This is a genomic window from Microbacterium zouquanmingi, from assembly GCF_052266695.1.
Lineage (GTDB): Bacteria > Actinomycetota > Actinomycetes > Actinomycetales > Microbacteriaceae > Microbacterium.
The window spans coordinates 449,311-475,213 of the sequence record NZ_JBQPQZ010000001.1; the positions used below are offsets into that span (position 1 = coordinate 449,311).

Here is a 25,903-nt window from a genome sequence, read left to right on the forward strand (position 1 = left end):
GGGATCGAAACGGGGCGGTGAGAGCGGCGTTACTTCGTGAGGACGATCTCGTTGAAGACCTCGTCGTTCACCGGGCTCGCGGGGAAGCTCTCGACTCGTGAGTCGAAGGCCAGCGTCGGAGCCGGGTGTGCGAGCGGCACACCGGGGATGAACTCTGCGACCATCTCATTGATGCTCTGGTACAGACCGGTCTGCTCATCGAGATCCGCGACGCCACGCGCCTCGGACAGGGCGCCGAACAGGTCGGGGTTGTCAAAGCCCCACTCCGAGCTCTGCGCACCGAAGAAGACGCCGACGAAGTTGTCGGTGTCGTTGTAGTCGCCGGTCCAGCCCAGCAGGTGGATGCCGTGATCTGCCGTGCCGGTGGTGCGGTCGAGGTATTCGACCCACTCCTCCGAGACCGGAGTGGTCTCCACGCCTGCTTCTGCGAGCTGCGTCGACAGAACGGTGAAGATCTGCTCGGGGTCGGGCATGTACGGACGCGAGACGTTCACGGGGTAGTTGAAGTCGAGCTTCAGCGGGTTGGCCTCGTCGTAGCCGGCCTCTGCCAGCAGCGCCTTGGCCTTGTCGACGTCGTAGTCGTAGGTGGTGATGTCCTCGTTGTAGCCGTTGACGACCGGCGGGATGAACTGCGTCGCCTTCTGCGTGCCCTCGGGCAGCACCTGCGAGATCAGGGCATCCTTGTCGATCGCGTAGGAGAGCGCCTCACGCACCTTCGGGTCCTGCAGCTCAGGGATCTGCTGGTTGAACGCCAGGTACAGGATCGTGAACGGAGGACGCGACACCATGTTGAACCCGGCCTCCTCGAGAGCCGCCGTGTCAGCGGGGCCGACCAGGTCGTACCCGTCGATGTCGCCTGCCTCGAGCGACTGACGACGAGCCGTCGGGTCATCGATCGTGCGGAAGATGATCTCGTCGATCTGGCCCTTGTCGCCCCAGTATTCGTCGAAGTAGGTGAGCGTGAGCTGCTCGCCGCGCGCCCAGTCCTCGAACTTGAACGGACCGGTTCCGGCCGGGTGGCCCTCGGCGTACTCCGACATCTGCGGAGCCTCAGCCGAACCGCCGACCTCGTCAGCGCCGAACTCGTTCATCGCGCTCGGGCTCTGCATCGAGAAGGCCGGCAGCGAAAGTGCGGGGATGAAACCGGCGAAGGGTTTGTTCAGCTCGACGGTGACCGAGTAGTCGCCATCGGGCGTGCAGGACTTGTACACGGCGTCTTCAGGGCTGTCGGCGTAACCGTGGAAGAGCTTGTTGTAGTAGTAGCCGAAGGCTTCGGATGCGGCAAGCCCGGTCCAGTTGTACCAGCGGTCGAAGTTCGCGCACACGGCCTCGGCGTTGAACGGGGTGCCGTCGTGGAAGGTCACGTCCTCCTTCAGCGCGAAGGTGTGCGACATGCCGTCCTCAGCGGACTCCCATGACTCAGCCAGCAGCGGCGCGGGGTCGGCAGTGCCTGGCTCCGTGCCCACGAGACCCTCGAAGATCTGCCGGGAGACGCGGAAGGTCTCGCCGTCCTGCGCGAAGGCAGGATCGAGGCTGGCCGGGTCCGAGGAGGCCGCGAACACGAACGTGCTGTCGACGTCTCCTCCACCGCCATCACCGGAGTCGTCGCCGCGTTCACTGGCGACGCAGCCGGAGAGCAGCATCGCCGCGATTGCGGTGCCGGTGACGGCGATGAGCCCTCGCCGTCTGCGCATAGATGTAGTGATCATGCTGTGTACCTTCCCTGTTGGGGCGCTTCCTTGCGCGTTCTGGGAGCAACGTCGCTCTCGTGACACGTGATGCATTGACGCTACCCAGACCGCTCCCGGAATCCAAACGCATTAATGTTGCGATCCGGTATCAGCCGAGTAACAAGCGCCGCACCCGGCGCCCCATCTCAGCGAGAAAGCAGGAGCGCGCGGGCCGCCTCAGCCCCCACACGACTCGCCGCGGCGACCTCCACGACAGGCAAAGACAGCGGATGCTGCGACGCGAGCCCCACGTTCACCACGACCGCTTCCCGGTCACGAGCGGCGGCGAGCTCGACGAGCGCACGCTGATCATCGTCCACGTCCGGGCGGTCGATCAGCACCACGAGTCGACCCTCCGCGGCGACCGCGGCATCGAGGGCAGCATCCCGCTCGGCATCCGTCGCGCGGGCGACATCGAGCCGCACACGGAAACCTTCCCCCGCCAGCGCTTCAGCGACGTATGCGGCGGCACTGTCGACGGCGAGCGTCGAGCGTCGACGAGCGTCGATGACCGAAAGAGCGGATGCCGCGGCATCCGCCTCGCCTGTCATCCGCAGTGCGCGCGTGACGATCGCTGCGCCGTCGAACGCCGGCGCCTCGACAGGTGCTGCGGCACGGAGCTTCGTCGACAGAGCGCGCACGCGATCGCGGGCCTGCTCGACTCGCTCGCGGGAGAGCGTCCCATCGCGCAGCGCAGCGACGATCGCGTCGCGCACGGCGAGGAAGTCGCGCTCGTCCTGGTCGGATGCTGCGGCATCCCCCGGGTTCGTCGGGTTGCCGATGCAGAGCAGATCCGCTCCGGCAGCCAGAGCCTGCACAGCCCCACCGCCGAGTCCGACCGACTCGCGGATCGCCGCCATGTCGAGCGCATCCGTGATGATGACGCCCTCGAATCCCATCTCTCGCAGACGCCCGAGCACCGCAGGATTCAGCGTCGCGGGCTGGTCGCCCCATGCGGGAACCACGATGTGCGCGGTCATGATCGTGTCGACGCCGGCGGCGATCGCGGCGAGGAAGGGCTCCAGATGGACGTCCTCGATCTCCGACGGATCGAGCGTGATCACCGGCAGCGCGTGATGCGAATCGAGATGCGTGTCGCCGTGGCCGGGGAAGTGCTTTACGCACGCCGCCACGCCCCCGTCTTGCAGGCCGCGCACCGTGGCTGCGACATGGCGCGAGACGAGCTGCGCATCGGACCCGAACGAACGCACACCGATCACGGGATTACGCGGATCCGTATTGACGTCGGCGACGGGTCCGAGGACGACGTCGACGCCGACCGCGCGGGCGCGCCTGGCGAGCTCCGCACCGGTCGCCGCGCTCGCGACCGGATCGTCGAGGATGCCGAGCTGCGCTGCCCCTGGAAGCGTTGACCCGGTGGCGACCTCGAGGCGGGTGACACTGCCGCCCTCCTCGTCGATGCCGATCAGGGCGTCGGGGTTGGCCGCATGGATCTCGGCACTCAGCTCCACGAGGGCGGGTGAGATGTTCTGCCCGAAGTAGACGACGCCGGCCAGATCCTGCGCGAGCGCCTCGCGCAGCCACGCGGGCGCGTCCGTGCCGAAGAAGCCCGGCCACAGCACGCTGTTGGCGAGGCGAGTGAGCTCGTCGGTCATCCCTTGACTGCCCCCGCGGTCATCCCGCTGGCGAGGCGCCCCTGCACGATGACGAAGAAGATCATGACCGGGATCGTGATGATGGTCGATGCCGCCATGATGCTGCCCCAGTCGTTCGAGTGCAGACCGAAGAACGACTTCAGGCCGATCGCGACCGTGTACTGGTCCTGGGCACCGCCGAGCATCGTCATGGCGAAGATGAACTCGTTCCACGCCGTGATGAAGCTGAAGATCGAGGTCGCGACGAGGCCGGGCATCACGAGCGGCAGCAGGACCGAGCGGAACATCCGCCACCAGCTGGCGCCGTCGAGGTACGCGGCCTCCTCGAGCTCGACCGGGACGGCGGCGACGAATCCACGCAGCATCCAGATGCCGAAGGCGAGCGAGAGCGCGACGTACACGATCATCAGACCGATGATGCTGTTGAGCAGACCGAGACTCTTGACCTGCAGGAACAGCGGGATCACGAGCGCCTCGAGCGGCACCATTTGCACGATGAGGATCATCATGAGGATCATGGTGCGGAACTTGAACTTGAAGCGGGCCACGGCGACGGCGGCGAGCAGGCACACCAGGGCGCTGACGAGGACCGTCACGAGCGCCACGATCGCGGAGTTGCGCAGATACGTGCCGAAGCCGCCCTCGTTGAACACGAAGACGAAGTGATCGAGCGTCCACTCCTCGGGGATGAAGGAGCGGCCGCCGCTGGAGGCATTCGCATCGAAGGCGCTGGAAATCATCCAGTACGCGGGGAACAGGGTGAATGCGAGGACAACGGCGACGGCGACCCCGATGCCTGTGCGGGAGAGGATGGACTTCTTGTTCGGGTTCACAGTTCGTCCTCCTTCATGAGCGAGCGGATGTACACGATCGTGATTCCGATCAGCACGAGAGTGAGAAGCACGGCGAGCGCCGCGCCGAAGCCGTAACGGTTCTGGCCGAACGATTCGACGTACGACCAGACGCCGAGGTTGAGCACGGAGCGGTTCGATCCGGATCCGCCGGGCATCAGGTAGACCTGCGCGAACACCTTGAAGTCCCAGATGGTCGACAGGATGATCACGACCGCGAAGACCGGGCGCAGTGTGGGGAAGACGATCTGCCAGAAGCGGCGCCATGCGCCTGCGCCGTCCATGGCCGCGGCTTCGAGCATCTCCTTCGACACGCCGAGGAGACCGGCGAGAATAGTGATCGCGACGAACGGGAAGCCGTGGTGCACGACGTTCAGCAGAACGATCGCATAGAAGGACCACTGGTTGGTGAACCAGTTGACCGGTCCGTCGATGAGTCCGAGATCGAGCAGGACGCTGTTGAAGATTCCTCGGTCGGCATCGAAGATGAAGGTCCAGACATATGTGCCCGTGACCGCGGGCATCGCCCAGGCGATCATGATGCAGCTGGAGACGATCAGCCGCCACGTCTTGCCAAGGCGCTGGAGCAGAAGAGCCACCAGGGTGCCGATGGCGACCGTGGTGATCACCGCGACAACGGCGAAGCCGACGGTGTTGGGCAGCACGACGGTCCACAGCGTGGAGTCGGTGAGTGCCTCGATGTAGTTGCCGAAGCCGATCCAGTTGTTCTCACCGGTGTTGATCTCGCGAAGACCGTAGTCCTGCAGCGAGAAGATGAACACCTGGATGAGGGGCCAGAGCATCAGCCCCGCGAGGATGATCAGCCCCGGCGCAAGCAGCAGCCACGGCCGCGACTTCGCGATCAGAGTGAACCGATTGGATCGGCGGCCACCGGCCACGGAGGCGGGGTTGTTCCCCGCCTCCGTGGGTGTCGGCAGCGGTGCATGCACCGTCGACATCAAGAGATACTGCCTAACTCTTCGTTACTGGTATTCCAGTCTTACTGGTTGAGCAGCTCGGTCATCTCAGCTGCGGCATCCTTCGTCGCGGTGGCGACGTCCTTCTGCCCGCTGAGGATCGACTGCATCATCGCGTTGGTGGTCTTCTTCGCCTGGACGGCGCCGAAGTTGGGGGTGACCGGCACGGATGCGCCGCCCTGGACCATCTGCTCGGCGAACGGTGCGACCAGCGGGTCGGTCGAGGCCAGGGCCTCTTCCATTGCCGATGCGACACCCGGGAAGTAGCCGGTCTGCGCCGCCCACTGCTCGGCGAACTCACCGGTGGTCATCATCTTCGTGAACTCCCACGCGAGGTCGGCGTTCTTCGTGTTGTTGAAGATCGACAGGTGCGATCCGCCGAGGACGGAAGGAGCGATGCCGCCATCCTTGCCCGGGATGACCGCGGCGCCGATCTTGCCCTCGAGGTCGGGGCCTGCCTCGACGAGCGAAGCAGGAGTCCACGAACCCGACAACATCATCGCGACGTTGCCCTGTGCGAAGTTGTCGCTGAGGTCGGTCTCCTTCCAGGTGGTGGCACCTGGGGAAGAGAAGCCGTGCTTGGTCGCGAGATCCGTGTAGAACTGGATGCCCTCCTGCGACTCGGCGCTGTCGAGCTCGCTGGTCCACTCGCCGCCGTCTTCGGTGGCGACCTCTCCGCCTGCACCCCAGACCCAGGGGTAGACCTGGAACTCGGCGTCGCCGGGAACCGGGAATGCCATCATCTCGGGATGCGCGGCCTTGACTGCTTCGCCCGCGGTGACGATGTCGTCCCACGTCTTCGGAGCCTCGAGCCCGAGCTCCTCGAAGATGTCGGTGCGGTAGACCAACGCGCGAACGCCCGCGTACCAGGGCATGCCGTAGAGCTCTTCGTCGTAGGTTCCGGCGACGGCGAGACCCTCGACGAGGTCATCGCGGAGGCCGTCTTCGGCGTCGACGTACTCATCGAGCGGAAGCAGTGCGCCGGCGTCGGCGAACTCTGCAGTCCAGGTGGTGCCCGTCTCGGCGACGTCGGGGGTCGTGCCACCGGCGATCGATGTGACGAAGCGGTCGTGTGCGTCGGCCCACTGAACCTCTTCGATCTCGACCTTGGCGCCCGTCTTCTCTTCGAAGGCCGCGGAGACCTCGTCGTAGAAGGCGGTGGCGTCGGGGTTGGTGCCCTTCATGATCCAGACGTTGAGGGTCTCCCCTTCGCCATTCGATCCGCTGTTGCCGCTGTCGCCGCTGTCGCCAGCACAGCCGGCCAGACCCATTGCCGCCGTGACGCCGAGCGCCACGATCGGAAGAATACGCTTCTTCATCAGGTGAATCTCCTCATTGAAAACTGCCTTCGGCCGCACGATTGCACGCCGCCTCCGAAAAAGTATTTACCACTAACAAATTCTATGCAAATCCAGTCCGCGATCGTCACACAGCTGTAACGTAGGCTCCTTGTCGTGGGAAGAACGCGCGCTCGGGATGCCGAGAATCCGACCGCTCGCCTCGATCACGGCGGCATCGCGAGCATCGTGCCGTCCGAGTTCACCTCGGGGTTCGAGCTCGTCGTCGACGGCACTCCTCAGTCGCACGTCGACCTCGATGACCCCACCCACCTGCACTTCGAGTACATCGTGCGGATGGGAGCGGTGATCGATCAGCTGCGCCCAGGCCCGGTGACGGCGGTGCATCTGGGTGCGGGGGCGCTGACCATTCCGCGCTATATCGATGCGACCCGACCAGGATCGCGCCAGCAGGTGATCGAGCTCGAGGCACCTCTGGCCACGCTCGTTCGAGAGCACCTGCCGCTGCCACGTGCAGCATCCATTCGGATTCGGATCGGCGATGCGCGCGAAGGCGTCGCTCGCCTGCCCGCAGCGCTCATCGGCGCGTGCGACCTCGTCGTCTCGGACGTGTACTCCGGCGCGCAGACGCCCGCACACCTGACCAGCGTCGAGTTCTACCGAGAAGTCTCGGCTCTGCTCGCGCCCGCGGGCGTCCTGCTGGTGAACGTCGCCGATGGCCCCGGTCTCGCGTTCGCGCGCCGCCAGATCGCGACCGTTGCCCACGTGCTTCCCGAGGTTGCGCTACTGGCCGACGCCCAGGTACTCAAGGGCCGTCGATTCGGGAACCTCGTGATCGCGGCATCCGCCTCTCCCCTGCCGACCGAATGGCTGCCCAGGATGCTGGCGGCGGGCCCCCATCCGGCCAAGATCGCCCAGGGTGCAGAGGTCGACGCTTTCGCCCAGGGCGCGCGGATCGTCACGGATGCGGATGCGGTGGCGTCCCCGAAGCCGGACGCATCGATCTTCCTCCGCTGAAATCAGACTGCGGGGCGCGCCGACCGCTCTTCTCAGCCGGTCACAGGCAGACTGGAGACGCGCGAGAGGAGAGCACATTGGGTTACATCAAGGGGTACGACTCAGAGACTCTTCGTGAGACGGTCGATCGGATCGAGTGCGGCGAGAGACTCGTTGAGATCGAGTCGCAGCGAAGCCTTCCCGCCATGCTCGAACGGGTATGGCTTTTGAAGGTGCTCGGCAGCCTCGACGAGGCGCTTGCCCTCGCTGATGAGACCGTTCGCCTCGCGCGCATGGCGGGCACCCGCAAAGATGTGCTGCGCTCGCGCGTGCTGCACGCGACAGTCCTGCAGTATCGCGGTGCATACGCTGCCGCAGAGCAGGAGCTGACCACCTGCATCACCGAAGCCGAGGGACAGGGCTGGGGCGGAATCGCCGCCTTCGCGCACCAGCATCAGGGCCGCAACGCCTATGAAGCGGGAGACTTCGAACTCGCCCGCGAGAGCTTCAAGCAGGAGCTGTTCCTTCGCCGAGAAGCGGGAGCGGCCGACTCCAAACTCGAAGTCGTGCTCCTCGCCATCGAGGCCACGGAGAAGCGCCGCACCGGGCAGCTCATCAGCAGCTGAGCGGGCAGCAGCGGATCGGACGCGCGATTGTCTGAGCCGTGTTCTATTCTGAGCGCATGGCGGATCTGAACCGAGTGCGCGTCTGGGGCGAGGCGCTGATTCGCATGCACCTCGACGAGTCGTGGGCTTTCGGCTTCGACAACGCGAAGCGGCGCGCAGGTCAATGCGACTTCCGCGCGAAGCGCATCACTGTTTCGCGCTATCTCGCCGCCCGCTTCGACGATGACGAGATCCATCAGGTCCTGCTGCACGAGGTCGCGCATGCCCTTGCCGGTCACCGTGCCGCGCACGGATCCAGCTGGAAGCGCATCGCCCTCGAGATCGGCTACGTCGGCGGCACCACGCACCAGGGTGAGACCGCCGTAGAGCTCGCGCCCTGGATCGGCACGTGCCCAGTCGGCCACGTCACCTATCGGCACCGCCGGCCGAGCCGGGCGACATCGTGCGCCAAGTGCTCGAAGACCTTCAACCCGCAGTTCGAGTTCAGCTGGGTGCGCCGCGAGATCACTCCCGCCGCGAAGCTCGCCGCCCGCACCCCGCGCTGAGTCGGCTACTCGAACGCGACGAACGTCTCGCCTACGAGCACCGGGACCGCGTCGGTGGCATCGACCTCGGATGCCGCAGCAGCCTCGGTGGGAGCGACTCCCGAAGCCAGCATCTTCGCGGTGGACCCGACGCCGTCGGCGATCTCTTTGGCAGACCCGGATGCCGTGAGCAGGTGCCGCATCGCCCGCCGGAGGCCACGCGCGGATTCGCAGGCTGCGGCGGCTTCCGGCGAAGTGTGATCCGCGCCGAGGTCGCTGAGCGCCGCGATGATCATCCCCGCGCCGAGCTGGTCTTCGACGGCGAAGCGGACGTCTCCGGCATCCGTCAATTCACCCGCGGCGATCACGTTGACCGATGTGCGCGTCTGACGCCGGTTCTGCACTTCCAGCACCGCACGAGCAACCGCAGAGGCGTTGCGCAGCGATCCGACCAGCACCGTCGCATCCCCTGCCGCTGCCGCCGCGACGGCTGCGCCGTTGCGGGACCAGCTCACGGCATCCGGGAGCGAGATGCTACTGCCGGATGCCACGGCATCCGTCACCGTCGAGGAGAAGCGCAGCACATCGACCACGACCACGATGTCGGCCGGGGCGAGGCGAGCGAGACCCGCGACTCCCCACTCGAAGCGGACCTGATACGACGGCTGGGAGAACGGCTGCGACATGCGTCTCAGCCTAGAGGCGGGTGCCCTCGTGGCGACGGCGTGTGTCGCACTGTCACGAGCCACCCGAGTGGTCAATCCACCGCGAGCGCTTCGACCGGCGCCACCCTGGTTGCCAGCCTCGTCGGTGCTGCGGCAGCGACGAGAGTCAGCACCGCGGTCGCGACGACGATGACCAGCACGGGCACCCACGGAACCGCCGGAGCTATGAGCCCTGCCGTCTGATCGAAGTGCGGCGGCATCCTCACCGAGCCGAGCAGTGACTGCGCGGCGATCCAGCCGTACAGCACACCGAGCACGAGCCCCGTGGCCGTCGCGGTGAGGGTGATATGCAGCGCCTCGAGCAGGATCATCCGTCGCACCTGCACGTTCGACAGGCCGATCGCGCGCAGCAGTCCGAGCTCACGGCGCCGCTGCACGACACCGATTGTCAGCAGGTTCACGAGCCCCACCGCAGCGATCACCGCCGAGATCCCGACGAGCACCATCATCACCGCGGCGAAGCCGTCCATGATGAGTGCGAACTCCGAGTCGAGTTCTCCACCCGCCGCCTTCGTCAGCAGCACCTTGACCGACTCCAGCGCGACGGCGAACATCGTCACCAACGTCACCCCCATCACCACGCCGATCGCCATGCGGCTCGAGCGTTCCGGATACCGCAGCGCGTTCTCCGCGGCCAACCGCGCCGTCGCCGACTTCCCGAACAGGCGTCCGACCAGGCGCAGCAGCGGCGGCATGACGAGCACTGCGCCGATCGAGAGCCCGGTGAATGACAGCAGGCCGCCGAAGAACGCCACGATCACACCGAGAGGGGTGACGAGGCCCGCGAGGACTCCGAACACGAGCAGCGCGAGGCCGAGGATGAGCAGCAGCAGAGCGCCGACGTGACGGGCGGGGCGGGCTTTCGCGTTGTCGTGCGATCGCTCGACAGAACCGCCGATCGCCTGCAGCGGGGTCACCGACAGCACTCGGCGTGAGCCGACCCACGCTGCCAGCCAGGTCGTCAGCACCACGCCGAGCGCCGGGATCAGGACCGCCGGCTGTACGAGCGACGCCTCCGGCACGGCACCGAGCAGCCGATCGGCGAGAAGCAGGCCGGAGGCTGCAACCAGCAGCCCCACGACCAGACCGATCAGCGCTCCGAGCGCGCCGACGCCGAAACCGTGGCCTGCGACCTCGGCGCGCTGCGAGCGTGCCGTGGCACCGATGAGTCGCATCAGCGCGATGCGACGCGTGCGGCCGGCGACGATCGTCGCAAAGGTGTTCGCGGTGACGATCGCCGCGACGTAGAGGGCGACACCGACGAGGAGGACGGAGAGGATCGCGACGATCACCGCGAGGGTCCCGCTGTCGCCGATGTACGGGTCTGCCTTCAGCAGCGCACCGATGTAGGCCGTCGCCTCGACGAGCACCACCCCGAACGCCGACGACAGTGCGGCGACGAGAATGCTCGCTCCCATCCCGCGCTCGCGCAGCCAGCCGAACCGTGGCCCTGTGGCCGTCGATTCGGGGACGGACGTCATCACGGCGCTCATGCGGCGGCCTCTGCCGCTTCGGAAGCTTCAGCCGCCAGCATGTGCGACGCGATCTGCTCGGCGCTCTGGCGGGGGTGGTCGGCGACGATGCGACCATCGCCGAGGAAGAGCACGCGGTCGGCATGGCTGGCGGCGATCGCATCGTGGGTGACCATCGCGATCGACTGTCCCTGCTCGCGGCTCGCCGTGGCCAGCAGCGCCAGCACCTCGCGCCCGCTGCGGGAGTCGAGGTTGCCGGTCGGCTCATCGGCGAAGACGAGGTCTGGGCCGGTGGCGAGCGCGCGGGCGATCGCCACGCGCTGCTGCTGCCCGCCGGAGAGCTCGTGCGGACGGTGATTCAGTCTCGCCGCAAGCCCCAGCCGTTCGACGAGCGCATCGATTCGCGCGCGTTCGATGGCGCTGGGCCTGCGCCCGTCGAGCTCGAAGGGCAGCAGGATGTTGCCGAGCGCATCGAGCGTGGGCACGAGGTTGAACGCCTGGAAGATGAACCCGACGCGGCGACGGCGCAGGATCGTCAGCTCGACGTCGTTGAGGCCGGTGACGTCGGTGTCGCCGATCCACGCTCGCCCTTCGGTCGGAGCATCCAGCCCCGCCATGATGTGCATGAGCGTGGACTTGCCCGAACCGCTCGGCCCCATGATCGCGGTGAACTGGCCGCGGCGGATGCCGACGCTCACGTCGTCGAGCGCCTTCACCGCGCCGTCGCCGGAGCCGTAGGACTTGGTCAGGTGCTGGACCCGGGCGGCGAGCCCGAGGTCGGTGGTCGTGATCTCCATGACTTCGACGCTATTTCGGCGCTGTGCATCGCCGCATCGCCCGCGCGGAGCATCCGTCTACATCTCGAGGATGATCCGCAACCCTGCAAAACCACGCCGAGACCGCATCGTGTAGCCGTGGTCTCGGCGTGGTTTTGCAGGTTTGGAGGGAGGGAGGGAGGGGGTCAGGCGAGGCCGTGCTCGAAGGCGAACACCACCAGCTGCACGCGATCGCGTAGCGAGAGCTTTGTCAGAATGCGGCTGATGTGCGTCTTCACTGTCGCTTCGCTCAGGTACTCACGCCCGGCGATCTCGGCGTTCGAGAGGCCCCTGGCTGCGAGTGCGAAAATCTCCTGCTCGCGCTCGGTCAGCGAGGCGAAGCAGTCCGGTACCGGCCGCGTCTGTGGAGTGAAGTGGGCGAAGAGCTCACGCGTGGCGGATGCCGCGATCACGCTCGATCCGGAATGCACAGTGCGGATCGCGGCGAGCAGGAACTCCGGCTCGGCATCCTTCAGAAGGAACCCACTCGCGCCCTGACGGATCGCCCGTGCCGCTGCCTCATCCAGATCGAACGTGGTGAGCATCACGACCCTGGGCGGCTGGGGCCGCGAGAGGATCTCGGCCGTCGCCGTCAGGCCGTCCATCACCGGCATCCGAATGTCCATCAGGACCACATCCGGGCGGTGCGCGGCGACTGCGCCCAAGGCTTCCTGCCCGTTTCCTGCTTCGCCGACGACCTCCATGTCGGGCTGCGAAGAGACAAGCATGCGGATGCCGGCACGGAACAGCGACTGGTCATCCACCAGCAGCACTCGGATCATTCTTGTCCTCCCGCACCGATGGTGCTCCCGATCGGTAATGTGCCGCGCACGACGAATTCTTCGCCGTCGCGAGAAGCGGTCAGTGCGCCGCCGATCAACTGTGCGCGCTCGCGCATGCCGACGATGCCGTGACCGCCGGTCGCGGCGGTCTGCGTCGAGGCCACCGAGTTCTTCACCTCGAGGTCGACGCGGTCCGCCATCCACGCCATTCGCACGTCAACATTGTCTCCCGCACCGTGCCGGATCGCGTTGGTCAGAGCCTCCTGCAGGATCCGGTACACGGCGAGCTGCACCGCCGCGGGCGGCTCCCCCGGTGGCATCGGATCGACTGTCACGCGCGGCTCGAGCCCTGCCTGTCGCACGTGCGCGAACAGCTGCTCCAGGTCGGCGATCGTCGGCTGGGGTCCGTCGCCCTGGCGATGACGCAACTGGGTCAGCAGCATCCGCACGTCTGAGAGCGCGGCGCGCGCGGTCTGCGAAACCGTTCCGAGCGTCTCGATCGCGACGTCGGGCGCGGTTGCCGCCGCATACCGCGCACCATCGGACTGCGCGATGATCACCGCGAGGGAATGCGCGACGACGTCATGCATGTCACGCGCGATGCGCACGCGTTCCTGCTCTTCGGCGGCGGCGAGCTCTGCGATGGACTGCGCCGCCCGGCTGGCGCGCCAGCGCAGCACCATTCGCCATCCGAAGCCGCCGAGCCACGGCGCGCCGAGAACCAGGATGCTGATGATGCTGAACAGCACGACATTGACGGCGCTACTCAGCGCGCTCACGCCGGTCAGCAGTCCGTTCACGTAGACCATGTATGCACCGGCGATGACCCCGCCCACGAGAACGGATGCCAGCCCCGCCCAGAACGTCCGCGTGGCCCCCCACGCAGCAGTGGCGTAGAGAACTGCGAGGATCGCGACGTTGATGGGCAGTGGAGCCAGGCCCGCCGCCATCTGTACGACCGCTCCGATCCAGGCTGTTGCGAGCGCGAGGCCCGGGGCGAGCCTGCCGATCGCAACCGCACCGCACTGCAGCAGTCCCGCGATGAACACGACGGCGACCGACACTGATTCGGAAGCGATCGTGCTCATGCTGCCAGGGGCATAGAACACCAGAGACAACGGAGCAACCACGGCGAACAGCACGAAGGCCCCGACGATGTCGAGGACGAGCGCGGCGGGAGACAGTGGACGGGTCACGCTTTCACGCTACGCGAGCGAGTGGTCTGCGGCATCCGCCTGGAGATGTATCTGGTGCTCAGACGCGGCAGAGGATCTCGCCGTGCGGCAGGAGGAACCAGCCGTCACCGTCATCCGCCCACGCGCGCCATGCGTCGCTGATTCGTGTGAGGTCCGCTCTGGTCGCCATCGCAGAATCGACCAGCTGCCGCGCAAGAGCCGACTCGAGAATGCGATCGGCCCACATGCCGCCCCACCACGCGCGCTCCTCGGGCGTCGCGTAGCACCAGGTGGATGCTGTCGACGTGATGTCCTCGAACCCGGCGGCGCGTGCCCACGAGAGGAGTCTGCGACCAGCATCCGGTTCGCCGCCGTTGGCGCGTGCGGCCTCGCGGTACAGGCGTAGCCATTCATCGAGCTCCGTCAGCAGCGGGAACCAGAAGAACCCCGCATAGTCGGCGTCGCGCGCGGCGACCACACCGCCCGGTTTTGCGACGCGGCCCATCTCGCGGAGCGCCTGTACGGGGTCCGCGACGTGCTGCAGCACCTGGTGCGCGTGGACGACATCGAAAGTGTCGTCGGGGAAGCTCAACGCGTGCACGTCTTCGACCGCGAAATCGATGTTCGAGACGCCCTGCTCTGCGGCGAGCGCCCGCGACAGCGCCAGCTCGGCATCGCCGATCTCTGTCGCGGTGACGTGTTCGACCGCCGCGGCGAACTCCATCGTGATCGTGCCCGGCCCCGCGCCCACGTCGAGAAGGCTCATGCCGGGTGCGAGATGCGGCCTCAGATACTCAGCAGAGTTCGCGATCGTGCGGTTGTTGTGCGAGCGCAGCACCGACTCGTGGTGTCCGTGGGTGTAGGTGGCCATTCGCTCAGTCTCGCACCATCGCCGCAGTGGGCATCCGTCGGTGGGCAGGGGCGCGGCGGGCGGGCGCTCACGGGTGAGAGCGTCCTTCAAGCGCGCGGGATGGAAAACGCGCCGGAAAACGTGCTCCCAGCCACGAAATGCATCCTGCGCGACCGACGCGAGTGAGCGCACGCCCGCCCGCGGGTCAGCGGAGCTCGGCGGCGATGCGACGAATCGCCTCGCGGTCGGGCTTGCCCGAAGACAGCGTCGCAAGCTGGTCGACGAAGATCAGCCGCGCGGGCCTCGCCGGCTTCCCGAGCTCCTCCGCCACCGCCTCGCGGGCCCGCTCGAGCTGCTCGGCTTCGCTGCGGCGCAGGGCCTCGCCGCGCGCGGCGACGATGACGGATGCTTCGCCCCACCGCTCATCATCGACGCCGACGACCACGGCAGACGTGAGACCAGGGATGCCGCGGACGATGCGCTCCACCCGGTCGAGTGAGACGTTGACGCCCCCGGAGACGATGACGTTGTCCGCCCGCCCGTGCACGCTGACCGTGCCGTCTTCGACGATCCCGAGATCGCCCGTGCGATACCAGCGAATGCCGTGCACATCCCGCAGGAACGTCCGCGCTGTCAGCGCGGGATCTCCGAGGTAACCGTCTGCGAGCATGGCACCGGCGATCTGCAGCTCTCCATCGACCGTGCGCACCGCGGCAGTGTCGAGCGGGATGCCGTCATACACGCATCCGCCGCTCGTCTCCGTCGAGCCGTAGGTGCGCACGAGCCGCACGTCCAGCTCGGTCGCGCGATCGCGCACCGGCTGCGGCAATGCCTGGCCTCCGACGAGAATCGCCCGATAGGCCTGGAGCGCTGCGAGCACGGTCGTATCATCCGCCGCGTCGAGCAGTGACGAGATCTGTGCGGGGACGAGAGACGTGAACAGCGGTTCCGCCGAGATCATGGGGAGCGTCGCCTCGGCGAACGCCCGCGGCGAGAACCCACCGTCGAGAACGACAGGGTTCGTGCCCGAGAGGATGGACCTCACCAGCACCTGGAGCCCCGCGACATAACCGGCGGGCAGCGCGAGTAGCCAGCGCCCAGAGCCGATCCGGTTCGCTGTCGCTTCGGCTCCGGCACGCAGAGCCTCGCCGCTGAGCACGACCCGCTTGGGGATGCCGGTGGAGCCGGAGGTTCCGAGCACCACAGCGGTGCCGTCTTCAACCTCGCCTGGCTGATCCCCCAGCATCCCGAGCCCGAGTGCGGGGCCGCCGGCGAGCGCGCGCGCGAGGTGCTGCTGCAGCAGAGTCGCGTCGTCAGCCGCGGTAGTGACGAGCTGGGTCATTCGGGCCTCCCCGCGTCAGAAGTGGTACGGGAACGACGACCAGTCGGGATCGCGCTTCTCGAGGAACGAGTCGCGGCCCTCGACCGCCTCGTCAGTGCCGTAGGCCAGGCGCGTCGCTTCGCCGGCGAAGATCTGCTGCCCCACGAGTCCGTCATCGACAGCGTTGAACGCGAATTTCAGCATCCGAATCGCCGTCGGCGACTTCGTCAGCACCGTGCGCGCCATCGCGAGCGCCTCCTTCTCGAGCTCCTCGTGCGGCACGACGCGGTTGACGGTGCCCATCTCGTAGGCACGCTGCGCCGAGTACTCCTCAGCGAGGAAGAACACTTCGCGGGCGATCTTCTGCCCGCTCTGGCGCGCCATGTACGCCGAGCCGTATCCGGCGTCGAAACTGCCGACGTCAGCATCCGTCTGCTTGAACTTGCCGTGCTCTGCCGAGGCGATCGACAGATCGCACACGATGTGCAGCGAGTGTCCGCCGCCAGCCGCCCACCCGGGGATGACCGCGATGACGACCTTCGGCATGAAACGGATCAGTCGCTGCACCTCGAGGATGTGCAGGCGCCCCAACGAGGCAGAGGATGTAGCGCCCTCGGTTGCTGAGCCTGTCGAAGCATACTTGTAACCATCACGCCCTCGGATGCGCTGATCACCCCCCGAGCAGAACGCCCAGCCGCCGTCCTTCGCACTCGGGCCGTTGCCCGTGAGCAGCACGGCTCCGATCTTCGGATCCTGACGGGCGATGTCGAGCGCGCGATACAGCTCGTCCACGGTGTGCGGGCGGAACGCATTGCGCACCTCCGGACGATTGAACGCGATGCGAGCGACGCCGCCGTCGTGAGTGACGTGCGCGGTGATGTCAGTGTAGGCGTCGGCACCGGGCGCGAGCACCCATTCCGCGGGATCGAAGAGATCAGAGACCATGGCTCCAGCCTATGCCGCGACCTGAACGTGTGTCGCGTCAGCGAACGAGCGTGCGGTCGTCAGCCGCGCTGCGCGCGACGCGCCTTGCGCCAGCCGTCGATGATGTCCCAGGCGGCGACACCGATGATAACCGCGCCTGTGAGCACCGCCAGGATCCGGAAGATACCGCCTTCACCCGCTGCCTCGGCGTCTCCGGCTGCGAAGCCTTCTCCGCCGGCATCCACCACGAACGCAAGGAAGTCCGGGTTCATCAGCTGGCCGGTCACCAGCAGGTAGATCGCACCGGATGCGAACACGATGGCGAGCACGGTGTTGAACACGGCCAGGCCCGAATGCCATCCGCGCCCTGCGTAGACGGCGATCGCGAGAGCCGCTTCGAGCGCGATAAGCACCAGAGCCCCGCCCAGCCACCAGGGCCACAGCTCCGGATTCAGGAACGGCATCGCCGCCGTCTGCCCGCCCAGTCCCTTGGTCACGTCGAGGTCGCCCGTTGAGAACACCACGAATCCGACGAAACGGTCCCACAGCAGCGCCGCGGCGGCGAGCCCCAGGAACACCAGCGAGGCGATGAGGTCACTTCGACCCGCACCGCTCTCGTGCGGCTCCGGCAGAGAATCCACCGACCATTTCACCCCCGTGTCGGCCCCGGTCCGCTCCAGGATGAAGAACACCAGAGTGGTCCAGAAGCAGAGGTGCACGGCGACCGAGAGCGTCACGGCGATCGTCTGACCGATGATCTCGCCGACAGGCGCGTTCGAGATCGTCAGCCCGAGCGCCACGGCTGCCGCGACGCTCACGGGCACGATCCACAGCAGCAGCTTCAGCAGTCGCCACCACGTGAGAAAGTACTTCGGCCCGATCAGGTGCAGCGGACGATCGGCGAAGCCGGCCGCAAGCACCGCGGGGTCACCGAGTTCGGTGAGGACGGCGCGCTCAGCATCCGTTCGCTTCTCGCCCTGGTCAGCGCGCGCCTCGACGGCGGCGCTGATGGAGGCTTCGAGCTCGGCGCGGACGTCTTCCTGGGTGGTGGGGTCCAGAGACTTCGTGACGGCGGCGATGTACCGCTCGATGAGTGTTGCAGCCATGATCAGTTCTCCTGTTCAGGGGTGTCCAGGGGGAGGGTCGCGATCGCTTCGGTGAGCGAGGCCCATTCGGTCGTGAGCGCATCAGCCAGGCGGATGCCGGCACCAGAGGTGCGATAGAACTTTCGAGGCCGGGCCTCTTCGGTGTTCCACTCGCTGGTGAGATACTCCTGCTTCTCGAGACGGCGAAGCAGCGGATACACGGTGTTCGCGTCGGTCGCGAACCCATGGCGCTCGAGGTCTTCGAGCAGGCCGTAGCCGTAACCCGGAGTGCGAAGCAGCTGCAGGCAGGCGAGCACGATGGTGCCGCGCCGCAGCTCTTGCAGGTGCGTATCGAGCGTTTCGTTCATGTCGATCACATTACTGTGCGTCACACACTATTGTCAATGACACATTGATGAGACTGGATCGAGGGTACCGTTGCAGGATGCTTCAGGTCACGCAGATAGACCCCTTCGACCGCGCGTCGGTCGATCTGTGGTGGAACATCTACGCCGCCGCGGAACGCGCCGATCGCGGAGCGGACACGGCCGTGTGGACGCGCAACGAGTCACGGCACGAACTGCAGCAGCGCACCGACACCGTCGAGCGCCGCGCCTACCTGGCGATCCTCGACGGCAACGTCGTCGCGAGCGGACGACTCGCATTGCCGCTGCGCGACAACCTGCGTTCGGCCGCCCTCGGCGTCCACGTCGCCCCCGACCTTCGACGACGCGGCACCGGAACGGCAGTGCTCAGCGCCCTGGAGACTGCGGCGCGCAGCGCCGGGCGCAGCATCCTCACCTCGAATGCATCGTGGCCCTACTCTGCGGGCGACGACGGCACCGGCATCCCGGGTCGCGAATTCGCGCGGCGCCACGGGTATACGCTCGCACTCGGCGATGTGCAGAGCCGTCTGCGTCTGCCGCTGGATGCGGAGCTGCTCGGTGACCTCGAGCACGACGCGACGGCACACAATTCCGGCTACACGCTGCGCTCATGGATCGGCAATATCCCGAAAGATCTCGTCCGCGACTGGGCCGAGCTGGATGCCTCCCTCGATACCGAGGCGCCGGTGGGAGACCTCGACATCGAACCCACGACAGTCGACGTCGATGCGGTACGCGAGAACGAGGTGCTGCTCGCGAGACAGAATCGGCGCAGCTACGGCACCGCCGCGCAAGATGCCACCGGCCGCGTGGTCGCCTACACCCAGCTAGTCGTCTCGGGCGATGACGGCAACGCGTACCAATGGGGCACGCTCGTACGGCGCGAGGCCCGCGGGCACCGCCTGGGCATGGCTGTCAAGGTCGCAAATCTTCGGATGCTGCAGCAGCACGCGTCCGCGGTCCGCTCACTCCACACGTACAACGCCGGCGTGAACACTCAGATGCTTGCGATCAATCGCGCACTGGGCTTCGCCCCCTCCGAGCACTTGGCCGAGTTCCAGAAGAAGCTGTAGGCCCGCTCGCCCCCGTTCAGGTCGCGAATCGTGCCGCTATGCGGACGCCAAACCGGCGCAATTCGCGACCTGGACGAGGGTTCGGGGCAGAATGAGCACATGACAGCCGACATCGCCGATCTGCTCAGCACAGCGCGCGTGGTGTCGCTGCCGATGACAACCCGCTTCCGCGGGGTCACCACCCGCGAGGCGCTCCTGTTCGAGGGCCCGCAGGGGTGGGCGGAGTTCTCTCCGTTCGTCGAGTATGCCGATGCCGAGGCATCCGTCTGGCTTTCCGCGGCCATCGACTTCGCCTGGAACACACAGCCCGCGCCGCTGCGCGAGAGCATCCCGGTCAACGCCACCGTTCCCGCCGTCGCCGCCGGTCAAGTCGCGCACATCCTCGCGCGCTTTCCCGGATGCCGCACCGCGAAGGTCAAGGTCGCAGACCCGGGGCAGCACCTCGAAGACGACATCGCCCGCGTGCGCGCCGCGCGCGAAGCGCTGGGGCCCGAGGGGCGGGTCCGCATCGACGCGAACGCCGCCTGGAACGTCGACGAGGCAGAGCGGGCGCTGCACGCTCTCGCCGAGTTCGACCTCGAGTACGCCGAGCAGCCGTGCGCCACGGTTGAAGAGCTCGCCGAACTGCGCGCGCGCGTGAAGTACATGGGCATCCCGATCGCGGCCGATGAGAGCATCCGCAAGGCCGAGGACCCACTGGCCGTCGCACGAGCTGGCGCCGCGGACCTCATCGTCATCAAGGCCCAGCCGCTGGGCGGCATCCGGCGAGCGCTCGACATCGTCGCCGAAGCCGGGCTGCCCGCCGTCGTCTCCAGCGCGCTCGACACTGCGGTCGGCCTGAGTCACGGCGCGGCGCTCGCCGCAGCCCTCCCCCAGCTCGAATTCGACTGCGGCCTCGGCACCAGTGCGCTCTTCATCGAGGACGTGGTCGATCTGTCACCTGCTGACGGCGCGATCCAAGTCGGCCGCGTGATACCTGACTCTGCACGACTCGATCGGCTCGCGGCCTCCGCTGATCGTCAGCAGTGGTGGCTCGACCGCCTGCGTCGCAGCTACGCGCTGCTCGCGGCATCCGCCAACTGACGCGAGAAACATCCTGCAGCATCAGAAACGTCTTGGAAGCACCTGTGTCAGGCAGAAGGACGTTTCTCGCCAACGGGCGGCACGGCGGGCGGCACGGCGGGCGGCACGGCCGGCGCGATGATCAGTTCGACGACCCGAGCAAGCGCCTCAGCGCCGACGCGGTGCAACTGCTCGCCGTCGTGACCTGCGATCGCTCCGCGGGCCATGCTTCCTTCCCACTGCACCATCAGAATATGGGCCGCGGCAGGAACCTCCACCCGCAGGGCGAAGAGGCCTGAGTCAACGATGCCCTGGATGATGCCTTCGATACTGCTCGCAAGTGCATTCTCCTGGGCGAGATACGCCGCCGCGAATGTTGCATCGCGCAGCGCATGTATGCGGATCTCGCTCATCAGGAGGACGCTCAGTCGATCATCCTCGCCCGAGTCCATTACACGCTGCACGAGCTCGGCAGGATCGGCATCGGCAGACAGGATTCCTGACTTCACGAACTCATCGATGCGCGCGCGCACTGTGGTGATTCGCTGCTCGGCGACAGCGGCTGCCAACTGCAGGAACAGCTCGTCCTTCGACTCGAAGTTTGAGTAGAACGCGCCGCGCGTGAACCCCGCACGCTCGCAGATCGCCTCGACACTCGCCCCTTCGAGCCCGACTGCCGCGAAGACCTGGGCTGCGGCTTCCAGAAGGCGCGCACGCGTGTTCTCGCGTCGTCTCGTCACGGGGGTCGTCATGGCCTCACTTCACATCCTGCGCACAGTTTTCGCAACTCGAATAATCGTAGGATACATATGTGTATCGGATACATCTCTGTATCCAGTCTCCCACGCCTGCTTCTCGGAGGATCCTGTGTCCACACTCCTATCGTCGCTCGGACGCTGGTCATTCCGCCACCCGTGGCGGGTGCTCGTCGCCTGGCTCCTCATCCTCGCGGCGGCCGGTGGCGGTGCAGTGGTCCTGCAGCAGGGCACCGACAACTCCTTCACCATCCCGGGCACCGAAGCTCAGGAGGGCATCGAGCAGCTCTCGCGCTCCTTCCCCCAGGTGAGCGGCACGAATGCCCAGTTCATCATCGTCGCCGCAGAAGGCGACAAGATCACCGACGACGATTACCGCGAGCCGATAGAGAAGGCCGTCACCGAACTCGCTGACTTCGACGATGTCCTCGCGGCCACGTCTCCCTACGACGAAATGATCGAGGGAATGATCAATGACGGCAAGACCGCAGCCATCGTGCAGTTGCAATTCGATGGCCAGTCCACCGACGTCTCCGACGAGACGAAAGACACCCTCACCGCGGCAGTAGATGCGCTCGGCGCTGAGCTTCCCGCCGACTCGCAAATCAAACTTGGCGGAGACCTCTTCGCGATCTCGATCCCCGGCGTGACGCTCACCGAAGCCGTCGGCCTCGTCATCGCTCTGCTCGTGCTGATCGTCACGTTCAGATCGTTCGTGATCGCTGGTCTCCCGCTGCTGACCGCTGTTCTCGGTGTCGGCATCTCGATGGCCGGAATCTTCGCGGCCACCGCTTTCGCCCCGGTCTCCTCGACGACGCCGCTGCTGGCGCTCATGCTGGGCCTCGCGGTCGGCATCGACTACGCGCTGTTCATCATGGCCAGGCACCAGGATCAGGTGCGCGAAGGCACCGACCCGGAAGAGTCCGCTGCCCGCGCCGTCGGCACCGCGGGCTCCGCCGTGGTCTTCGCCGGCATCACCGTGCTCATCGCGCTGATCGGGCTCGGCTTCGCCGGCATCCCGTTCCTCACCACGATGGGCATCGCCGCGTCGGTCGCGGTCGCGGTGGCTGTCGCGATCGCCGTCACCCTGGCCCCCGCTCTGCTCGGATTCCTGGGGGGCAAGGCTGCGGGCCGCCCGAAGAAGGAGCGCAAGACGCGCGCACCGCGCCGTCAGTTCAGCGAACGCTGGGTCGGCGGGGTGACCAAGCATCCGGTCATCACGACTCTTGCGATCGTGATCGGCCTCGGAATCGTCGCTGTCCCGGCCCTCAGCCTCAATCTCGCCCTCCCGAACGCTGGTGTGCTCGCACCCGACGACGAAGCTCGACAGAGCTATGACCTGGTCGCCGATGAGTTCGGCCCTGGCTTCAACGGTCCCCTCGTCCTGACCGGAACGATTGTCACCTCCACCGATCCGCTCACCCTGATGGAAGACCTCGGAGATGCTGTCGCGAAGGTCCCAGGGGTCAAGGAAGTCGCTCTCGCGACACCGAATGAGACCGCAGACACCGGCATCGTCCAGGTGATCCCCGATACCGCGCCGGATGACCCGGCGACGAGCGACCTCGTCCGTGAGCTGCGCTCGCACCACGACGAGTGGCTCGAAGAGTTCGGCATCGACGTGAAGATCACCGGCTTCACCGCCGTCGCGATCGACATCTCCGACCAGCTCGGAGCGGCCCTGCTGCCGTTCGGCATCTTCGTGATCGGGCTGTCGCTGATCCTGCTGACGATCGTGTTCCGCTCGCTCTGGGTGCCGATCACGGCAGCCCTCGGCTACCTGCTGTCGATCATCGCGGCGTTCGGAGTCGTCGGCGCCGTGTTCGAGTGGGGCTGGCTCGCCGATGCTCTGCACGTGGCGAAGGTCGGACCGATCATCAGCTTCATGCCGATCATCCTCATGGGCGTGCTGTTCGGTCTCGCGATGGACTACCAGGTGTTCCTCGTCTCGCGCATGCGCGAGGACTTCGTACACGACCCCGAATCGAAATCCGCGACTCGTGCAAAGCGCCGTGCCGCAGCCCTCCGCGCCGTCCGCTCCGGCTTCACCGGATCGGCCAAGGTCGTCACTGCCGCGGGGCTCATCATGTTCGCCGTCTTCGTCGCGTTCGTGCCCGAGGGCGACTCGTCGCTCAAGCCCATCGCGCTGGGCCTTGCCGCCGGTATCGCGATCGACGCGTTCCTCGTGCGTATGACCCTGATCCCCGCGCTCATGGCGATCCTCGGCGAGCGCGCCTGGGAGATTCCGCGCTGGCTGGAGAAGATCCTTCCGAGCGTCGACATCGAGGGTGAGGCCGTCGAGCGCGAACGTCACCTCTCGGGGTGGCCTGGTGACGATTCGGTCGTCGCCGCCGACGATCTCGTGCTCAGCGCGGATGCTCCGATCGTCGAAGGACTGTCGCTGCGCGTGGCTCCCGGCGAGGCCGTCATCGCGGCCGGTCGCGATGCCCGGGTCCGCCGCGCGGTCGCGCTGGCGGTCGCGGGGCGCCTGACTGCGGATGCGGGATTGCTCCGCGTCGTCGGACATCTGCTGCCGGGCCGCGCGGCCTGGGTGCGCGGGCACGTCGGCAGCGTGCTGGTCGATGATGCGGATGCTGCGCTGCTCGACCTGCGCGAGGCGCTGCGCGGCAGGTCACGCCTCGTCGTCATCGACGGCATCGACCGGTTCACCGGCGGACAGCGCGATCAGGCGACGACGATGCTGCAGCGCGCTGCGGCATCCCGTCCGCTCGCGGTCTTCGCGACAGCATCCGACCCTGACATCGCCCGCACGCTTCTCGCGGAGGCCGGCTGGCCGACCGCTTCCGTCCTCGACGTCGCGCAGACGTCGAACTCCCACAACGACCTCGAGGTGGACGCATGAACCTCTCCATCGAGCGGGCACGATCCCGCAAGCCCGTCACCCTGCTGACGATCATCGGCGTACTGCTGCTGCCCGCGATCATCGGCGGCATCCTGGTCGCGGCTCTGCAAAACCCGACCGAGCGCCTCGACAGCATGACCGCGGCCATCGTCAATCTCGACGAGCCGGTGACGCTCAACGAGCAGTACACGCCCCTCGGACGCCAGCTCGCCGCTGGCCTCGTCGAGGGCTCCGATGACATGGACTCGAACCTCACCTGGGTCATCTCGAACGAGAAGGATGCCGCGGCGGGCCTCGCCGACGGCAACTACCAGGCGATTGTCACGATTCCGGCAGAGTTCTCGGCAGCGGCGACCTCCGCGGGCCAGACGATCGCGAACGGCAGCGGGACGCCCGAGCAGGCCACGATCGAGGTCACAACTCCCGATGACGGCCTCGTCGCCGACGACCTCATCACCTCGCAGATCGCATCCGTCGCGGCCTCCACCATGGGCACCATGCTGAGCGAGGCGACGATGGAGAACGTGCTCGTCGGCTTTACGACGATCGGCGATCAGATCGGCGAAGCGGCCTCCGGTGCGGACCAGCTCGCCGGCGGCGCGCGCACCGCCGCCGATGGCGCAGCTGCGCTTCCCGACGGCGCGACGCAGCTTGCCAGCGGCGCATCTCAGCTGGGTTCCGGCGCGTCGGACCTGGCCTCGGGTCTGGGGACGATCGCATCGGGCACGCGGGATGCCGCGAACGGCGCGAGCGCGCTCGGTTCGGGGTTGACGGGTGGGGCTGCGGCTCTGGAGCAGTCCGGACTCGTGCCGGCACAGTTGTTCACCGCAGCCGATGGCGCACAGCAGGCGACCACGGGTGTCTCAGCGGGGCTCGCCGGCCTGGATTCTCAGTTGAAGGACCTGCTCGCCACCTGTGACTTCACGGGGACCCCAGAGTTCTGCCAGGATCTCGCCACGGCGTCGGGGACTGCGAGCGCACTCACGGAGCCAGCAGCCCAGGCAGCCCAGGCCGCCGCAGGAACAGCATCCGGCCTCGCGATCTTCAACACTGAGGCGACGGCGACGATGGCCGGTCAGCTCCGATCCGCGGGTGAAGGCGCAACCGGGCTCGCCACTGGCCTCACCCAGCTCGCCGATGGCACGTCTCAGTCGTCCGCCGGAGCATCCGCTCTGAGCACCGGAGCATCAGGGCTCAGCGAGGGTGCAACGGCGCTTGCCGACGGAGCCGCCACGCTCGCCTCCGGACTCGATGAGCTCGCAACGGGCACCGCCGATCTCGCTGGCGGACTGCGCCAGGCCACCGAGCAGCTTCCGTCATTCAACGACGAGGAGTCGACGTCGCTGGCATCCGTGATCGCCGACCCCGTGTCGTCGAACGCGCAGGTGAACATGATCTTCGGGCCGACCGCGATTCCGCTCCTCGCAGCGGTGGTGCTGTGGCTCGGCGGCCTGGCCTCGTTCATCGTGATGCGCGCGCACACCGCCCGCACGCTCACCTCACGTCGTTCATCGGCGGGGCTTGCCCTGCGGGCTCTCTGGCCTGCGGCGGCGATCGGAGCAGGCCAGGGCGTGCTCGTCGCGCTGATCGTGCAGATCGTCGCCTCGTACGATCTGGCGACCTGGTGGGCCTTCGCGGGAACTGCCGTGCTCGCCGGCGTCGCATTCGCCGCGGTGAACCAGGCGCTGGTGGCCATCTTCGGCGGTGCCGGACGCTGGATCAGCGCTGTCATCGCGGTCACCGCCGTGGCAACGGGACTCATCTCGACAGTGCCGGGGTGGCTCGCCTCCATCGGCGCCGCGCTCCCGACCGCACCGGCCTTCACAGGGCTGATCGCCGCGAACGGCGGAGCTGTCGCAGGGCTCGTCGTCTGGGCGGTGCTGTCACTGGTCGCGACGACGATCGCCGTCGCCCTGCGCCGCACGACCTCCGTCAAGGCGGTGCTCGCCACGGCGTAGCATCCGGACAGCGAAAAGCCCCCTCCCGCACACAGTCAG

At 67.1% G+C, this 25,903-nt stretch carries 23 protein-coding genes; 7 read left to right on the forward strand and 16 right to left on the reverse strand.

Features of this window, described 5'->3' with window-relative positions; genetic code table 11:
- Positions 1-29: 29 nt before the first annotated feature.
- The 5 genes from ACTU6U_RS01980 to ACTU6U_RS02000 form a co-directional block, all read right to left on the reverse strand.
- Complete coding sequence (locus ACTU6U_RS01980; protein ID WP_443467475.1) at positions 30-1,709, reverse strand: ABC transporter substrate-binding protein; 1,680 nt, start codon at positions 1,707-1,709, stop codon at positions 30-32.
- 167 nt (positions 1,710-1,876) lie between these two features.
- Positions 1,877-3,346, reverse strand: coding sequence for a glycoside hydrolase family 3 protein (locus ACTU6U_RS01985; protein WP_443467476.1), 1,470 nt, complete (start codon positions 3,344-3,346; stop codon positions 1,877-1,879).
- Positions 3,343-4,179, reverse strand: coding sequence for a carbohydrate ABC transporter permease (locus tag ACTU6U_RS01990; RefSeq protein WP_443467477.1), 837 nt, complete (start codon positions 4,177-4,179; stop codon positions 3,343-3,345). The genes ACTU6U_RS01985 and ACTU6U_RS01990 overlap by 4 nt, the downstream gene beginning before the upstream one ends.
- Positions 4,176-5,156: a carbohydrate ABC transporter permease gene (locus ACTU6U_RS01995; protein ID WP_443467478.1), complete on the reverse strand. Its 981-nt coding sequence runs from the start codon at positions 5,154-5,156 to the stop codon at positions 4,176-4,178. Before ACTU6U_RS01995 ends, ACTU6U_RS01990 begins: the two co-directional genes overlap by 4 nt.
- A 41-nt stretch (positions 5,157-5,197) precedes the next feature.
- Positions 5,198-6,493 carry a sugar ABC transporter substrate-binding protein gene (locus ACTU6U_RS02000; RefSeq protein WP_443467479.1) on the reverse strand — a complete coding sequence of 432 codons (1,296 nt, stop codon included), beginning with the start codon at positions 6,491-6,493 and terminating at the stop codon, positions 5,198-5,200.
- Positions 6,494-6,628: 135 nt separating this feature from the next.
- On the opposite strand from ACTU6U_RS02000, the gene ACTU6U_RS02005 reads away from it, so the two are divergent.
- The 3 genes from ACTU6U_RS02005 (at position 6,629) to ACTU6U_RS02015 (ending at position 8,639) form a co-directional block, all read left to right on the forward strand.
- On the forward strand, positions 6,629-7,489 hold the full coding sequence (locus tag ACTU6U_RS02005) for a spermidine synthase (RefSeq protein ID WP_443467480.1): 861 nt from the start codon (positions 6,629-6,631) through the stop codon (positions 7,487-7,489).
- Positions 7,490-7,566: 77 nt separating this feature from the next.
- Positions 7,567-8,094: a tetratricopeptide repeat protein gene (locus ACTU6U_RS02010; protein WP_443467481.1), complete on the forward strand. Its 528-nt coding sequence runs from the start codon at positions 7,567-7,569 to the stop codon at positions 8,092-8,094.
- A 56-nt stretch (positions 8,095-8,150) separates the two neighbouring features.
- Positions 8,151-8,639, forward strand: coding sequence for a SprT-like domain-containing protein (locus tag ACTU6U_RS02015; protein ID WP_443467482.1), 489 nt, complete (start codon positions 8,151-8,153; stop codon positions 8,637-8,639).
- Positions 8,640-8,644: 5 nt separating this feature from the next.
- Here the strand turns inward: ACTU6U_RS02015 and ACTU6U_RS02020 are convergent, their stop codons facing one another.
- The 10 genes from ACTU6U_RS02020 to ACTU6U_RS02065 form a co-directional block, all read right to left on the reverse strand.
- Positions 8,645-9,304, reverse strand: a complete 660-nt coding sequence (locus ACTU6U_RS02020; RefSeq protein WP_443467483.1) for a 2-phosphosulfolactate phosphatase — start codon at positions 9,302-9,304, stop codon at positions 8,645-8,647.
- Between the two features lie 71 nt (positions 9,305-9,375).
- Positions 9,376-10,836, reverse strand: coding sequence for an ABC transporter permease (locus ACTU6U_RS02025; protein ID WP_443467484.1), 1,461 nt, complete (start codon positions 10,834-10,836; stop codon positions 9,376-9,378).
- Entirely contained in the window at positions 10,833-11,612 is a 780-nt protein-coding gene (locus tag ACTU6U_RS02030; RefSeq protein WP_443467485.1) for an ABC transporter ATP-binding protein, read from the reverse strand. Before ACTU6U_RS02030 ends, ACTU6U_RS02025 begins: the two co-directional genes overlap by 4 nt.
- Before the next feature lie 164 nt (positions 11,613-11,776).
- Positions 11,777-12,412, reverse strand: a complete 636-nt coding sequence (locus ACTU6U_RS02035; protein ID WP_443467486.1) for a response regulator — start codon at positions 12,410-12,412, stop codon at positions 11,777-11,779.
- A complete protein-coding gene (locus ACTU6U_RS02040) occupies positions 12,409-13,608 on the reverse strand; it encodes a sensor histidine kinase (protein ID WP_443467487.1) in 1,200 nt (399 codons plus the stop codon). The genes ACTU6U_RS02035 and ACTU6U_RS02040 overlap by 4 nt, the downstream gene beginning before the upstream one ends.
- A gap of 58 nt (positions 13,609-13,666) precedes the next feature.
- Positions 13,667-14,458, reverse strand: a complete 792-nt coding sequence (locus tag ACTU6U_RS02045) for a class I SAM-dependent methyltransferase (protein ID WP_443467488.1) — start codon at positions 14,456-14,458, stop codon at positions 13,667-13,669.
- A 184-nt stretch (positions 14,459-14,642) separates the two neighbouring features.
- Entirely contained in the window at positions 14,643-15,779 is a 1,137-nt protein-coding gene (locus ACTU6U_RS02050) for an AMP-binding protein (RefSeq protein WP_443467489.1), read from the reverse strand.
- Positions 15,780-15,794: 15 nt separating this feature from the next.
- Positions 15,795-16,703, reverse strand: coding sequence for a 1,4-dihydroxy-2-naphthoyl-CoA synthase (locus ACTU6U_RS02055; RefSeq protein WP_443467490.1), 909 nt, complete (start codon positions 16,701-16,703; stop codon positions 15,795-15,797).
- A 59-nt stretch (positions 16,704-16,762) separates the two neighbouring features.
- Entirely contained in the window at positions 16,763-17,788 is a 1,026-nt protein-coding gene (locus ACTU6U_RS02060; protein ID WP_443467491.1) for an HAAS signaling domain-containing protein, read from the reverse strand.
- A 2-nt stretch (positions 17,789-17,790) separates the two neighbouring features.
- Positions 17,791-18,135 (reverse strand): PadR family transcriptional regulator, encoded by a 345-nt coding sequence (locus tag ACTU6U_RS02065; protein ID WP_443467492.1) that lies wholly within the window; start codon positions 18,133-18,135, stop codon positions 17,791-17,793.
- Between the two features lie 77 nt (positions 18,136-18,212).
- Between ACTU6U_RS02065 and ACTU6U_RS02070 the strand changes: the two genes are divergently transcribed.
- Both ACTU6U_RS02070 and ACTU6U_RS02075 read left to right on the forward strand, forming a co-directional pair.
- Positions 18,213-19,226, forward strand: a complete 1,014-nt coding sequence (locus ACTU6U_RS02070; RefSeq protein WP_443467493.1) for a GNAT family N-acetyltransferase — start codon at positions 18,213-18,215, stop codon at positions 19,224-19,226.
- A 99-nt stretch (positions 19,227-19,325) separates the two neighbouring features.
- On the forward strand, positions 19,326-20,309 hold the full coding sequence (locus tag ACTU6U_RS02075) for an o-succinylbenzoate synthase (protein WP_443467494.1): 984 nt from the start codon (positions 19,326-19,328) through the stop codon (positions 20,307-20,309).
- Positions 20,310-20,356: 47 nt separating this feature from the next.
- Here ACTU6U_RS02075 and ACTU6U_RS02080 read toward each other — a convergent pair whose 3' ends face one another.
- Entirely contained in the window at positions 20,357-21,040 is a 684-nt protein-coding gene (locus tag ACTU6U_RS02080) for a TetR/AcrR family transcriptional regulator (RefSeq protein WP_443467495.1), read from the reverse strand.
- A 115-nt stretch (positions 21,041-21,155) separates the two neighbouring features.
- Between ACTU6U_RS02080 and ACTU6U_RS02085 the strand changes: the two genes are divergently transcribed.
- Together ACTU6U_RS02085 and ACTU6U_RS02090 are read left to right on the forward strand one after the other, a co-directional pair.
- Entirely contained in the window at positions 21,156-23,906 is a 2,751-nt protein-coding gene (locus ACTU6U_RS02085) for an MMPL family transporter (protein ID WP_443467496.1), read from the forward strand.
- The gene (locus ACTU6U_RS02090) at positions 23,903-25,864 is read left to right on the forward strand and encodes a YhgE/Pip domain-containing protein (RefSeq protein ID WP_443467497.1); all 1,962 of its coding nucleotides are present in this window, start codon (positions 23,903-23,905) and stop codon (positions 25,862-25,864) included. The genes ACTU6U_RS02085 and ACTU6U_RS02090 overlap by 4 nt, the downstream gene beginning before the upstream one ends.
- Positions 25,865-25,903 lie beyond the last annotated feature (39 nt).

What these genes read in the sequence shown, in the direction of transcription:
- ACTU6U_RS02070 (WP_443467493.1), top strand. Translation starts at nt 18,213, where the DNA reads ATGCTTCAGGTCACGCAGATAGACCCCTTCGACCGCGCGTCGGTCGAT.
- ACTU6U_RS02015 (WP_443467482.1), top strand. Translation starts at nt 8,151, where the DNA reads ATGGCGGATCTGAACCGAGTGCGCGTCTGGGGCGAGGCGCTGATTCGC.
- ACTU6U_RS02050 (WP_443467489.1), bottom strand. Translation starts at nt 15,779, where the DNA reads ATGACCCAGCTCGTCACTACCGCGGCTGACGACGCGACTCTGCTGCAG.
- ACTU6U_RS02025 (WP_443467484.1), bottom strand. Translation starts at nt 10,836, where the DNA reads ATGAGCGCCGTGATGACGTCCGTCCCCGAATCGACGGCCACAGGGCCA.
- ACTU6U_RS01980 (WP_443467475.1), bottom strand. Translation starts at nt 1,709, where the DNA reads ATGATCACTACATCTATGCGCAGACGGCGAGGGCTCATCGCCGTCACC.
- ACTU6U_RS02035 (WP_443467486.1), bottom strand. Translation starts at nt 12,412, where the DNA reads ATGATCCGAGTGCTGCTGGTGGATGACCAGTCGCTGTTCCGTGCCGGC.
- ACTU6U_RS02020 (WP_443467483.1), bottom strand. Translation starts at nt 9,304, where the DNA reads ATGTCGCAGCCGTTCTCCCAGCCGTCGTATCAGGTCCGCTTCGAGTGG.
- ACTU6U_RS02000 (WP_443467479.1), bottom strand. Translation starts at nt 6,493, where the DNA reads ATGAAGAAGCGTATTCTTCCGATCGTGGCGCTCGGCGTCACGGCGGCA.
- ACTU6U_RS01995 (WP_443467478.1), bottom strand. Translation starts at nt 5,156, where the DNA reads ATGTCGACGGTGCATGCACCGCTGCCGACACCCACGGAGGCGGGGAAC.
- ACTU6U_RS02075 (WP_443467494.1), top strand. Translation starts at nt 19,326, where the DNA reads ATGACAGCCGACATCGCCGATCTGCTCAGCACAGCGCGCGTGGTGTCG.
- ACTU6U_RS02045 (WP_443467488.1), bottom strand. Translation starts at nt 14,458, where the DNA reads ATGGCCACCTACACCCACGGACACCACGAGTCGGTGCTGCGCTCGCAC.
- ACTU6U_RS02060 (WP_443467491.1), bottom strand. Translation starts at nt 17,788, where the DNA reads ATGGCTGCAACACTCATCGAGCGGTACATCGCCGCCGTCACGAAGTCT.
- ACTU6U_RS02090 (WP_443467497.1), top strand. Translation starts at nt 23,903, where the DNA reads ATGAACCTCTCCATCGAGCGGGCACGATCCCGCAAGCCCGTCACCCTG.
- ACTU6U_RS02080 (WP_443467495.1), bottom strand. Translation starts at nt 21,040, where the DNA reads ATGACGACCCCCGTGACGAGACGACGCGAGAACACGCGTGCGCGCCTT.
- ACTU6U_RS02030 (WP_443467485.1), bottom strand. Translation starts at nt 11,612, where the DNA reads ATGGAGATCACGACCACCGACCTCGGGCTCGCCGCCCGGGTCCAGCAC.
- ACTU6U_RS01985 (WP_443467476.1), bottom strand. Translation starts at nt 3,346, where the DNA reads ATGACCGACGAGCTCACTCGCCTCGCCAACAGCGTGCTGTGGCCGGGC.
- ACTU6U_RS02065 (WP_443467492.1), bottom strand. Translation starts at nt 18,135, where the DNA reads ATGAACGAAACGCTCGATACGCACCTGCAAGAGCTGCGGCGCGGCACC.
- ACTU6U_RS02055 (WP_443467490.1), bottom strand. Translation starts at nt 16,703, where the DNA reads ATGGTCTCTGATCTCTTCGATCCCGCGGAATGGGTGCTCGCGCCCGGT.